The organism is Euzebyales bacterium (genome assembly GCA_036374135.1).
Classification (GTDB): domain Bacteria; phylum Actinomycetota; class Nitriliruptoria; order Euzebyales; family JAHELV01; genus JAHELV01.
Genome location: DASUUK010000034.1, coordinates 43,680 through 55,863 on the forward strand (window position 1 = coordinate 43,680; position 12,184 = coordinate 55,863).

At 71.3% G+C, this 12,184-nt stretch carries 8 protein-coding genes; 2 read left to right on the forward strand and 6 right to left on the reverse strand.

Annotated features, from left to right (window positions below):
- Positions 1 to 74: 74 nt before the first annotated feature.
- Positions 75 to 1,439, reverse strand: a complete 1,365-nt coding sequence (locus tag VFZ70_05190) for a TrpB-like pyridoxal phosphate-dependent enzyme (protein HEX6255187.1) — start codon at positions 1,437 to 1,439, stop codon at positions 75 to 77.
- An 85-nt stretch (positions 1,440 to 1,524) separates the two neighbouring features.
- Here VFZ70_05190 and glgC point away from each other — a divergent pair, with 85 nt between their 5' ends.
- Together glgC and glgA are read left to right on the forward strand one after the other, a co-directional pair.
- Entirely contained in the window at positions 1,525 to 2,757 is a 1,233-nt protein-coding gene (glgC, locus tag VFZ70_05195; GenBank protein ID HEX6255188.1) for a glucose-1-phosphate adenylyltransferase, read from the forward strand.
- A gap of 76 nt (positions 2,758 to 2,833) precedes the next feature.
- Positions 2,834 to 4,030, forward strand: a complete 1,197-nt coding sequence (gene glgA, locus VFZ70_05200; GenBank protein HEX6255189.1) for a glycogen synthase — start codon at positions 2,834 to 2,836, stop codon at positions 4,028 to 4,030.
- Between the two features lie 46 nt (positions 4,031 to 4,076).
- On the opposite strand, the gene VFZ70_05205 is transcribed toward glgA, so the two are convergent.
- Genes VFZ70_05205 through VFZ70_05225 form a run of 5 tightly spaced genes read right to left on the reverse strand, consistent with a single transcriptional unit; the run spans position 4,077 to position 12,176 of the window.
- Complete coding sequence (locus VFZ70_05205) at positions 4,077 to 5,585, reverse strand: carboxyl transferase domain-containing protein (GenBank protein ID HEX6255190.1); 1,509 nt, start codon at positions 5,583 to 5,585, stop codon at positions 4,077 to 4,079.
- Positions 5,586 to 5,621: 36 nt separating this feature from the next.
- Positions 5,622 to 6,782 (reverse strand): CoA transferase, encoded by a 1,161-nt coding sequence (locus VFZ70_05210; protein HEX6255191.1) that lies wholly within the window; start codon positions 6,780 to 6,782, stop codon positions 5,622 to 5,624.
- Positions 6,782 to 8,839 carry a hydantoinase B/oxoprolinase family protein gene (locus tag VFZ70_05215; GenBank protein HEX6255192.1) on the reverse strand — a complete coding sequence of 686 codons (2,058 nt, stop codon included), beginning with the start codon at positions 8,837 to 8,839 and terminating at the stop codon, positions 6,782 to 6,784. The genes VFZ70_05210 and VFZ70_05215 overlap by 1 nt, the downstream gene beginning before the upstream one ends.
- Positions 8,836 to 10,908 (reverse strand): hydantoinase/oxoprolinase family protein, encoded by a 2,073-nt coding sequence (locus VFZ70_05220; GenBank protein ID HEX6255193.1) that lies wholly within the window; start codon positions 10,906 to 10,908, stop codon positions 8,836 to 8,838. The genes VFZ70_05215 and VFZ70_05220 overlap by 4 nt, the downstream gene beginning before the upstream one ends.
- The gene (locus VFZ70_05225) at positions 10,905 to 12,176 is read right to left on the reverse strand and encodes an amidase (protein HEX6255194.1); all 1,272 of its coding nucleotides are present in this window, start codon (positions 12,174 to 12,176) and stop codon (positions 10,905 to 10,907) included. The genes VFZ70_05220 and VFZ70_05225 overlap by 4 nt, the downstream gene beginning before the upstream one ends.
- Between the last annotated feature and the right edge of the window lie 8 nt (positions 12,177 to 12,184).

The following is a 12,184-nucleotide window of genomic DNA, read 5'->3' on the forward strand; positions in this document are numbered from 1 at the left end:
CCGGGTCCCGCTCGCGGCTCAGCGTGGCAGCCCGCCCCGGGACGCCGGCGTGGGTCGCCACGGTTCGGGTTGCGTCAGGCGGGGACCGCGGGCAGGCGAGTCAGCGCGTCGTCGACCTTGGCCTGCGGATACTCGTGATCGACGAGTTCGCCCGCCAGGTAGCTGTCATAGGCCGACATGTCGAAGTGCCCGTGGCCGCACAGCGCTGTCAGGAGGACCTTCGCCTCGCCTGATTCGGCGCAGCGACGCGCCTCGTCGACGAGGGCCGCGAGCGCGTGCGTCGGCTCGGGTGCCGGGATGATGCCCTCGGTCCGCGCGAACTGGATGCCGGCGGCGAAGCACTCCCGCTGGGGTCGCGCCTGCGCCTCGATCAGGCCCAGCTCGTAGATGTGGCTGAGCAGCGGCGACATGCCGTGGTAGCGCAGCCCTCCGGCGTGGATGGGGTCGGGCACGAAATCGTGACCCAGCGTGTGCATCTTGACCAGTGGGGTCATGCCGGCGGTGTCGCCGAAGTCGTAGGCGTACGTGCCACGCGTCAGCGACGGGCACGACGCCGGTTCGACGGCGACGACGCGGACGTCGTTGCGGCCTGCGAGCTTCTCGCGGAGGAACGGGAACGACAGACCGGCGAAGTTGGAGCCGCCGCCCGTGCAACCGATGAGCACGTCAGGCGTCTCACCCGCGTCGGCGCACTGCAGCAGTGCCTCCTCGCCGATGACCGTCTGGTGCAGCAGCACATGGTTGAGCACGCTGCCCAGTGCGTACCGCGCGTTCTCGTCGGACGCGGCGACCTCGACGGCTTCACTTATCGCGATGCCGAGGCTGCCCGGGCTGTCGGGGTCGGCGTCGAGGATCGCCCGTCCGACGGCGGTGCGATCGGACGGGCTCGCGTGCACCGTCGCACCGAACGCCTCCATCATCGATCGGCGGTACGGCTTCTGGTGGTAGCTCGCCGCGACCTGCCACACCTCGCACTCGAGGCCGAACAGCGCCGCGGCGAACGCCAGCGCGCTGCCCCACTGGCCGGCCCCCGTCTCAGTCGTCAGCCGCCGGATCCCCTCCTCGGCGTTGTAGAAGGCCTGCGGCACGGCGGTGTTCGGCTTGTGGGAGCCCGAGGGACTGGTGCCCTCGTACTTGTAGAAGATCTTCGCGGGCGTACCCAGTGCCCGCTCGAGCCGTCGCGCGCGGATCAGAGGGGTCGGGCGCCACAGGCGGTAGACGTCACGCACGGGCTCGGGGATGTCGATGTACGACTCGCTCGACACCTCCTGGCCGATCAGGGCCATGGGGAACAGCGGCGCCAGGTCGTCGGGACCAACGGGGTCGAGCCGCCCGGGGTGCAGCACCGGTGGCGGCGGCGCGGGCAGATCGGGCACGATGTTGTACCAACGTTCGGGCAGTGACGCCTCGTCGAGCAGGTACTTCGTGGGCTGCACCATCCGTCGCCCTTCCTTCACGACCGATTCGGGGTTCCGTTTGCCCTGTGCACGATACCTTCGCCAATCGTTGGGTACGGTCGATCACATGGCATCACGTGACGTTCTCGCGATGGTCCTCGCTGGTGGCAAGGGAACGCGGCTGTACCCATTGAGCCGCGAGCGGGCGAAGCCTGCCGTTCCCTTCGGCGGCCAGTACCGGCTCATCGACTTCGCCCTGTCCAACCTCGCCAACGGCGGCTTCCTGAAGGTCGTCGTGCTCACGCAGTACAAGAGCCACAGCCTGGACCGACATCTCGCCCTCACATGGCGGATGTCGCCGCTGCTCGGCAACTACGTGACCCCGGTACCGGCGCAGATGCGCCGCGGCAACCGCTGGTTCCAGGGATCGGCGGACGCGATCTTCCAGAACTTCAACCTGCTCAACGACGAGCAGCCCAGGCACGTCATCGTCTTCGGGGCCGACCACATCTACCGCATCGACCCCAGGCAGATGCTCCAGGCGCACATCGACTCCGGCGCCGGGGTGACCGTTGCCGGCATCCGGGTGCCGGTCGACGATGCGGACCAGTTCGGCGTGCTCCAGGCGGGCGAGGACGGACGGATCACCAAGTTCCTCGAGAAGCCCCAGAACCCCGAACCGCTGCCAGACGACCCCGACCACGTCTTCGCGTCGATGGGCAACTACATCTTCGAGATCGAGACCCTGCGACGCATCATGTCCGAGGACGCCAGGGACGACGAGTCCGACCACGACATCGGCGGCGACGTCATTCCCGCCCTCGTCGAGCGCGGCGAGGCGTACGTGTACGACTTCTCCGACAACGACGTGCCGGGCTCCACCGACCGCGACCGCGACTACTGGCGCGACGTCGGGACCCTCGACTCGTACCACGAGTCGCACATGGATCTGATCTCGGTGGACCCTGACTTCAACATGTACAACCGCGAGTGGCCGATCTACACGTGGAACGAGCCGGGCCCTCCGGCCAAGTTCGTGTTCGACGACGAGGGCCGCCGCGGCCAGGCGCTCGACTCGATGGTCAGCCAGGGTGTCGTCGTGTCGGGCGGCGTCGTGCGGCGGTCGGTGCTGTCGCCCGGCGTGCGCATCCACTCCTACTCCGACGTGTCCGCATCGGTGCTGCTCAACGGCGTGAACATCGGCCGTCACGCCGTCGTCCGCAACGCGATCATCGACAAGAACGTTCAGGTTCCGGAAGGGGCGCAGATCGGCGTGGACGTCGACCGCGACCGCGAGCGGTTCACCGTGTCCGACGGCGGCGTGGTCGTGATCGGCAAGGGCGACAAGGTCGAGGCATGAGGGCGCGCGCAGCGAGCCGGCGGGCGGGGATCTGCCGGGTGAGGGCGAGCGCAGCGAGCCGGCGGGCGGGGATCTGATGGTGCGCGCCGCGCTGCTGACCCGCGAGTACCCACCGGAGGTCTACGGGGGCGCCGGCGTCCACGTCGAGTACCTGTCGCGGGCGCTGGCGCCTCTGCTCGACGTGGAGGTCCACTGCTTCGGCGCGGAGCGTCACGATCCGCTGGTCGCCGCCTCGTACGGACCGTGGTCCGCGCTCGACGGCGACGCCAAGCACCTCGCCGCGCTGCGCCACTTCTCGACCGACCTGGCGATGGTCGCCGGGGTCGAGGGCGCCGATCTGGTGCACTCCCACACCTGGTACACCAACCTCGCCGGGCACCTGTCGAAGCTCGCGTACGACATCCCCCACCTGCTGTCGACGCACAGCCTGGAACCGCAGCGCCCGTGGAAGCGCGAGCAACTCGGCGGCGGCTACGAGCTGTCGACGTTCGCGGAACGCACGGCCATCACCAACGCCGACGCCGTCATCGCGGTCAGCGCACAGATGCGCGAGGACGTGCTGGCCAGCTACCCCGACGCCGATCCCGGCCGCATCACGGTCATCCCGAACGGGATCGACACCGACGAGTACCGGCCGGATCCGAACACCGACACGCTCGAGCAGCTCGATATCGACCTCGCACGCCCGATCGTCACCTTCGTGGGTCGCATCACCCGGCAGAAGGGGTTCACGCACCTGCTCGACGCCGCCGCGCACGTCGTACCCGCCGCGCAGTTCGTGTTCTGCGCGGGTGCGCCGGACACGCAGGAACTGCAGGACGAGGTGGTCGCGAAGGTCGAGAAGCTCCGTGCCGCACGCGACGGCGTCTGGTGGATCGCCGAGCACCTGCCGCGGGCCACCGTGACACAGATCCTCACCCACAGCACAGTGTTCGTGTGCCCGTCGATCTACGAGCCCTTCGGCCTGGTCAACGTCGAGGCGATGGCGTGCGAGGCTGCGGTGGTCGGATCCGCGGTCGGTGGCATCCCCGAGATCATCATCGAGGGCCGGACGGGACATCTGGTCGAGTTCGCCTCGGGCGGCGGCGGGTACGGGACGCCCGCGGACCCGCAGCAGTTCGCCCGCGACCTGGCGACCGCGATCAACGACCTCGTCAGCGATCCCGTTCGGGCCGCCGCGTGGGGGCGCGCCGGCCGCGAGCGCGTCCTGGCCGAGTTCTCGTGGTCCTCGATCGCCGAACGCACAGCCGCCCTGTACCGGTCCCTGCTCTGAGCTCGCGGCGCGTCCGACCACACGTCCGGGGCCGGGTCGCCGTGCGTCAGGCTGGTGTGCCGAGGCGGCGCAGCCGCTCGCCGCGGCGCTGCAGGCGCTCGTCCGCGGGGACGGCCGTCAATGACGTCAAGTGGTCGCCGACCCGGTCGCGCAGCGTGCCGATCCAGCCGTCGTACTCCGGCACGATGTCGTCGACCAGCCCGGCCCAGCGCAGTGCGGATGCGGTGATCGCCTGCTGGCGGGCCATGTCCGCCGCGTGGTCGGCCGACCGGAACAGTATCGCCGACGCCCCCTCGGGTGCGATCGGTGCCAGCCATGCGTGCTCGGCGGCGACGACGCGGTCGGCCGCAAGCCACGCGAGCGCGGACCCGCCGGACCCCTCGCCGAGCAGCACCCCCACCGTCGGCACCGCCAGCGCGGCCATGGCCATCATGGACAGGCCGATCTCGCGCGCGACCCCACCCGTCTCGGCGGCGGCCGAGGCCGCGGCTCCCCGGGTGTCGACGACGGTCACCAGCGGCAGGCCGAGCTCACCGGCGACGCCCATGGCCCGGCGTGCCGCCCGGTGGCCGACAGCTCCCAGACCGGCGCCCCGCTCCCCCGGTCGCCGGTCGTGACCGACCAGCACGAGACGGGTGCCCGACAGTCGACAGATCGCGGTCACGCACCCGTCGTCACGTCCGCCCGCGCCATCACCGGCCAGCCGGACGAAGTCCTCGGTACCGGCCAGCAGCGCGCGCAGGCCGGGACGGTCCCCGCGCCGTGACACCTCGACCGCCGTCCACGCGTCCGCCCTCGTCGGCGGACCGATGCCGGGCGTCGGCACCGGATCGTCGGGCCAGGGGTGACGCGGCGCGTGAGTGCCGGGTGTCACCGGGCCGAGCGCATCGATCGCCGCGGGCAACCGGGTCGTCAGTGCGCGTGCCGTGACGACCTCGTCGACCACGCCGTGCTCGGCGAGATGTTCCGCCCGTTGCACGTGATCGGGTAGCGCGGCGCCCTCGGTCGTCTCGATGACCCGTGGACCTGTCAGACCGATCAGCGCACCTGGCTGCGCCCAGGTGACGTGCGCGAGCGACCCCCACGACGCAAGCGACCCGCCGGTGGTCGGATGACGCAGCCACGCGATGTACCGCCCACCACCGCGCCGGTAGGCACCGACCGACGCGGCGATCTTGAGCATCTGCACGAACGCCAGCGAGCCCTCCTGCATGCGGGTGCCGCCGGACGTCGGCAGCCCGACGACCGGCAACCGCTGTGCGGCGGCGCGATCGAACGCGCGGGCCACCCGCTCGCCGACCACGATCCCCTGGGTACCCGCGAGGAACTCGAACGCGCCGACGATCACCACCGCCGGTCGGCCCGCGATGCGCGCCCGCCCCGTGACCACGGCCTCCGACGTGCCCGCCCTCTCTGCCGCATCGTCCAGCCGGTCGGCGTAGCCGCGCGTGTCGTGGAAGTGCAGCGGATCGCCCGATCGCAGGTCGTCGTCCCACGGCGCGAAGCCACCGGCGACGGCGTCGATGACGTCGGCCGAGGACACCCGCCGGGTCATCGCAGCTCCGGGCACGACCACGAGTGACCGGCACGGTCACCCATCCGGCACCCTCCACGCCTGCCCGTTGTGCTCGCCCAGCCGCGGCGGCGGTGTCGGCGGCTCGCGCTGCGATCTGCTGTAGGCCACCGGCGGACCCGGGAGGCGGACCGGTCCGAGGGTGGGATGCTCGACCTCGTCGACCAGGCCGAGATGGGCGACCTGCGGTGAGTCGTACACCTCGTCGAGCCCGGCGATGCGCCCCGCGGGCACGCCCGCCTCGTCGAGCCGTGCGAGCCAGGGGTCGACTCCGTCCGTCGTGAGCGCCTGTTCGATCAGCGCCTCGAGCTCGTCGACACGCGCGACGCGGTCGCCGTTGCTGGCGAACCGCTCGTCGTCCGGGTCGAGGCCCACCAGGGGCGCGAACCGGCGCCACAGGCCCTCCGAGCCCACGGCGAGGTTGATGCGTCCGTCAGCGCAGCGGAAGGTCCCGTACGGTTGGATGGACGGGTGCCGGTTGCCACCGGTGGCCGGCACGTCACCGGCGACCAGCCACCGCGTGCCCTGGAACGTGTGGATCGCGATCATCCCGCCGAGCAGCGAGCTGTGCACGCGCTGACCACGGCCGCTGCGCTCACGCTCGTACAGCGACGCGACCACACCGTAGGCGCCGAACATGCCGGCGAGGATGTCGGCGATGGGCACGCCGACCTTCGTCGGCGGCCCGCCGACGGGACCGGTGAAGCTCATCAGGCCGCCCTCGCCCTGCAGGATCTGGTCGAACCCCGGACGATGTCCGTGCGGGCCGCCCCGGCCGAAGCCGGTGATCGACAGCGACACCAGCCGCGGGTTCAGCTCCTGGAGCTCCTCCTCCCCCAGGTGCAGACGTTCCATGACGCCCGGACGGAAGTTCTCGACCAGCACGTCGGCGTCGGCGATCAGGTCACGCAGCCGCCGCAGACCGCCGTCGTCCTTGAGGTCCAGCTCGATCGAGCGCTTGTTCCGGTTGATCGACAGGAAGTACGTCGACACGCGACCACCGCCGCCGTCCGGCGGATGGGCGAACGGCGGTCCCCAGCCACGCGTGTCGTCGCCCGTCCGGGGGCGCTCGATCTTCAGCACGTCCGCGCCAGCATCGGCCAGCATCAACGTGGCGTACGGTCCCGCGAGTGCGCGGGTGAGATCCACGACCCGTACGCCGGCCAACGGTCCGGCCATCACCCACCCCCTGCGTCGTCACCGCGCGCGAGCGCGGCACGCTCCGCATCGGACAGGTCATCGAACGGCGAACGGTCGGCGCCGTCCGCGAGGCGGGGATAGCCGGGGCCCCGATCGAAGAATGGCCGGTCGCCCCGCTCGGTGCGCAGGCGCTCGCGCAGCGCCGCCGTGGCCCCCACGTCGACCACGTCGACCGGCTCGTCGGGCACCGCGACGGGCGCGACCGCGGTCGGCGGCCACCGCCGCGTCGGGTCGGTGGTGGCGAGCACCACGCCGTAGTCCCGCGTAGCCGCCTCACGCGACACCTTGCCCTGCACGACGTCGAGGAGCACCGCATCCGGGTCACGGTCCAGTGGGTCACCCCACCCGCCGCCGCCCGTCGTACGGATCCGCACGACCTCGCCGGCCCGCATCGGCTCTCCCGACGTCAGGCCCTCCATCTCCCGCTCGTCGGGGCCGCTCGGGTCGATCGTCACGCGGAACGGTGCGCCGGCCATCCCCCCGGCCACACCCCAGCACGACAGGATCGAGCGGTCCGCGATCGACATGTACCTCGCGTCGCGCAGCATGCGGATCCACTTGTCGTACCCGAGCCCGCCCCGGTGATCGCCCGGTCCGCCCGAGTCGGTCGCCAGCGCCAGTCGTTCGACGCGGAACGGGTGCCGGCTCTCGGCGAACTCGACCGGGATGTTGCGCGAGTCGGGCACGACGTGGATGGTGTCCTCCCCGTCCGCGTACCAGCGCCCGCCCGAACCACCACCGAGCACCTCGCGCATGAGGTACGGGCGCCCGTCCTCGTCGTCGCCGTAGACGCCGGTGTAGCGGATGGTCTCCTGATCGGCCGGCATGCGCCCACCCGTCGCCTTGGCGAGCACGCCCGCAAGCACACCCAGCAGGCGCAGGATGACGAACGTCCGCGCGTTGGTCGGTGCAGGGAAGATCGGCGTCAGCAGCGTGCCCTTGTCTGGAAAGCGCATCTCGATCAGGGGCACGACGCCCTCGTTGACGTCCAACTCGGCCATCCGCTCGGGCGTGTCGGCGAGGTTGCGCAGGATCGGCGCGAGCCACTTGGCCAGGAAGTTGCCGTTGGCGTAGTCGCCCGCGTGGTTGATCGGGCCCTTCGCCTGCGGCGACGTCCCGGTGAAGTCGATGACGATCCCGGTGTTGGACTTCGTCAGGGTGATCCGTTGGCCGTGCAGCCTCGGCGGGTCGACGCCGTCGTGCTCGGCGTAGTCCTCCCAGACGAACGTGCCGTCGGGGATCTTCGAGAGGATCTCGCGCCGGTACGTCTCGGTGGTGCGGTCGAGGATCGCGTCGAAGCACGCCTCGACGACGTCGCGGCCGTACCGGGCGAACAGGTCCGCCAACCGCCGCGCGCCCATCGTGCAGGCGCTGGCCTCGGCATCCAGGTCGCCGGCGAGGTGGTCGGGCATCCGCGAGTTCCGCGTCATGATCCGCAGCGCCGCCCGGTTGGGAACGCCGGCGTCCCACAGCTTGATCGGCGGGACCATCAGGCCCTCCTGGAAGACCTCCGTCGCGTCCGATGGCATCGACCCGGGCACCGCGCCACCGATGTCGTCGTGGTGACCGAACGCCTGGACGAAGGCGACCACCTCCGGCGCGTCGGCTGGCCGATCCCCACCCCCCGGCTCGCTGGCGCTCGCCCGCACCCGCCGGTCCCCACCCCCCGGCTCGCTGGCGCTCGCCCGCACCCGATCACCGGGATCGAAGACGGGCACCGTGACGCACAGGTCGGGCAGGTGGCCGATGCCGCCCTCCGACGTGTAGACGTCGTTGTGGAAGTACACGTCGCCGGGACGCATCGTGTCCAACGGGAAGTCGCGCACCACCGGATGCACGAGCGCGCTGTAGCTGCGCCCCGTCAGCTTGCGCAGGCGCCGGTCGTGGATGCCGGCGCGGAAGTCGTGCGCGTCGCGGATCATCGGTGACCGGGCGGTCCGGGCGATGGCCTCCTCGACCTCCGCCTCGACCGAGGCGAGCGTGCCCTCGACGATCTCGATGGTGATCGGATCGATGTCGGAGCGTGCGGTGCTCACGCGGCCCCCTCCCGGCGCCGGATGACGAGGTTGGCCAGGTCGTCGACGCGCGCGACGAACCCGGGCGCGAGTGGCACGGTCGACGAGAACTCCTGGACGACGGCGGGGCCGATCACCTCATCACCGGCCAGCAGGTCGGCACGGCGGTACAGATCCGCGTCGAGCCACCGGCCGTCGACGTGCACCGGACGCACGCCGATGCGCGCGCGCTCCACGTCGCCGTCGCCCGTCGCCAGACGACGCACCTTCGGGCGCTCGATCGGACCGATGCCACTGACCCGTACGTTGACCCACTCGATCGCCTGCGAGGGATCGTCGCGGTAGCAGTAGCCGTACGTGGCGTCGTGGGCGTCGTGGAACCGGCGCACCACCTCGGTCGTGAACGCGTCATCGATCGTGCCGCCGGGTGCATCCACGCGGACCTCCGACGCCTGGCCCGCGTAGCGCAGGTCGGCCTGGCGGAGGTATGTGCGATCGGCCCCGTCGAACCGCTCCGCGCGCAATGCCTCGGCCGCGCGGTCGTGCAGGCCGGCGTAGACGGCTGCGATTTCGCCGACGTCGAGATCCGCGTTCGTGCGGACGAACGTCTGCACGAAGTCGTTGCGCACGTCGACTGTCAGCAGTCCGAACGCCGACAGGTTGCCCGGGTTGGCGGGCACGAGCGCCGCCGACAGCCCCAGCAGGTCGACCAGTCGGCACACCTGCAGCGGTCCCGAGCCACCGAATGCCGCGAGCACGTGGTCGCGCACGTCCAGCCCACGCTTCACCGTCACCTGGCGGATCGCGTTGGCCTGGTTCCACACCGCGATCTCGAGCACACCCTCGGCACAACGCTCGACATCGTCGATGCCCCACGCGCCGGCGAGCTTCGTGATTCCCCCACGCGCGGCGTCGACATCGAGCGCCATCTCCCCCTCGAGCAGCGCGTCCGGCAGCCGTCCCAGCACGAGATGCGCGTCGGTCACGGTGGGTTCGGTGCCACCGGTGCCGTAGCACAACGGTCCCGGATCCGCGCCCGCTGACCGTGGACCGACCTTGAGCGCGCCGTCGGCGGTCTGCCACGCGATCGATCCGCCGCCGGTACCGACTGTCACGACATCGATCATCGGCACCTTGGTAGGGAAGCGCCCCACCGTCCCCTCGGTGGTCAGCGCCGGCTCCCCGGCGGTGACGACGCACACGTCGGTGGACGTGCCACCGCCGTCGAGCGTCAAGACCTTGTCATGACCGACGGCGTCGGCGATGACCGCGGCTCCCAGCGCACCTGCGGCCGGACCCGACAGGATCGTCGTGATCGGCTGCTGCGCCACCTCCTCCGCCGAGATGACCCCGCCGTTGGACTTCATCACGTAGAACGGGACGCCCTGCCTGACCTCGTCGAGGCCGAACCGGATCTGCGCGACGTAGCGGCCGACCCGTGGCTTGACGAACGCATCGACCAGGGTGGTGACGGCGCGCTCGTACTCCCGGTACTCCCGCAGCACGTCGGACGAGATCGAGACGGTGCAGTCCGGGTGCTCGCGGGCGAAGATCTCGCGGACCCGCTGCTCGTGCGCGGGGTTGGCGTAGCTGTGCAAGAAGCTGATGCCGACGCACGCGATGTCCTTCGCGGCGAACCAGCGCGCGACCTGCGCGGCCGCGTCGACGTCGAGCTCGCGCACGACCTCGCCGTCGGGACCGAGCCGTTCGGGCACCTCTCGCACATGGTGCAACGGCACGATGCGCGGTGGCTTGACCCAGAAGTACGAGTTGCCGTAGCCCGAGGGCACGCTCTGCCGCGCGATCTCGAGCAGGTGCCGGAAGCCCGCGGTCGTGACGAAGCCCAGCCCCTCGTAGTCGTCGGCCAGCAGCGCGTTCGTGGCGACGGTCGTGCCATGGCTGACCGACGCGACGCCGTCGCCGTCGCGGCCCAGGCGCGCGAGGATCTTGCGGATCCCCGCCATGAATCCGCGCGCCGGGTCGTCGGGCGTCGACGGCGTCTTGGTGATGGTGACGGTGCCGGACGCGGAGTCGAACGCCACCACGTCGGTGAACGTGCCGCCCGTGTCGACACCGATCCGCAGCGTCACACCGGCTCCTTCGCGAGCTGATCGCCCAGCCATCGCGCTGCGGCCAGCACAGCGCCGTCGTCGTTGCGGTCGCCCACGACCTGGACGCCCAGCGGCAGACCGTCCGGGCCGCGCAGCCCTGGCACCGCCACGGCTGGCGTGCCGAGCAGCGTCCACATCCGGCAGAACACCGGATCACCCGTCGCGCCCAGACCCTCGGGCGCCTCACCGATCGCGCTCGGCACGAGCATGACCGGGTGCTGCGCGAACACTGCGGGCAGCGCGCCGCGACAGCGGTCCGCCAACGCCCGCGCCTCCTCCAGGTCGTCCGGCCGGATCGCGCGTGACTGCGCCAGCAGAGCGCGCAGGTCCTCGCTCAACACCTCCGGATGCGCCCGGTGCTCGGCATCGAGCGCGGTGACCACCTCGACGCCCATGATCAGCGCCTGCGCGTCCACGAGGTCGGCGAACTCGTCGGGCAGTGTGATGTGCGGCAACCCCAGGCGTTCGGCGAGCGCCGTCAAAACGTCCCGGGTGGCCGCAGCGGCCTGCTCCCACTGATGCGTCCGCGCGAACGCGACCGCTGGAGGCGCCGACGGCACGTCCCACGGAGCACCGTCGGCCATGACGCCGGCGGCGACCGCAAGATCGTCGACGCTCCGGGCCAGCGGCCCGAGTGTGTCCAGGCTCGGACCGATCGGCTTGACACCCGTCGTGCCGATGACGCCGAACGTCGGTTTGAAGCCGTAGATGCCGCAGAACGACGCGGGCCGCACGATCGAGCCCGCCGTCTGCGTGCCCAGCGCGAGAGGCGCCATGCGGTCGGCCACCGCCGCTGCCGATCCGCTGGACGAGCCGCCCGGGGTCCGGGTCAGGTCGCACGGGTTCGCCGTCGGTCCAGGGTGGAACAGCGCGAACTCCGTCGTAACGGTCTTTCCGAGGACCACGGCGCCGGCATCGCGCAGCCGCTGCACGCACATCGCGTCCCGCGCCGGTCGGTGTCCGGCGTAGATCGGCGACCCGTAGGACGTGGGCGCGTCGCCCGTGTCGATGAGGTCCTTGATGCCGACCGGCACGCCGTGCAGTGGTCCCGTGGGCTCCTGCTCGTCGCGCAGCCGTGCCGCGGCGAGCGCCGCATCGCGGTCGACGTGCACCCACGCCCGCACCTGCGTCTCGCGCTCGGCGATGCGGTCGAGGCACGCGGTCACGACCTGGGTCGCCGTCACGTCACCGGTGCGGATGGCTGAAGCGACCTGCGTGGCGCTGAGCTCGTGGAGACGGTCGTTCATGACGGCCT

Excerpts from the sequence above, each read along its gene's own strand:
- VFZ70_05190 (HEX6255187.1), bottom strand. The coding sequence starts at position 1,439 with ATGGTGCAGCCCACGAAGTACCTGCTCGACGAGGCGTCACTGCCCGAA.
- glgC (HEX6255188.1), top strand. The coding sequence starts at position 1,525 with ATGGCATCACGTGACGTTCTCGCGATGGTCCTCGCTGGTGGCAAGGGA.
- glgA (HEX6255189.1), top strand. The coding sequence starts at position 2,834 with ATGGTGCGCGCCGCGCTGCTGACCCGCGAGTACCCACCGGAGGTCTAC.
- VFZ70_05205 (HEX6255190.1), bottom strand. The coding sequence starts at position 5,585 with ATGACCCGGCGGGTGTCCTCGGCCGACGTCATCGACGCCGTCGCCGGT.
- VFZ70_05210 (HEX6255191.1), bottom strand. The coding sequence starts at position 6,782 with ATGGCCGGACCGTTGGCCGGCGTACGGGTCGTGGATCTCACCCGCGCA.
- VFZ70_05225 (HEX6255194.1), bottom strand. The coding sequence starts at position 12,176 with ATGAACGACCGTCTCCACGAGCTCAGCGCCACGCAGGTCGCTTCAGCC.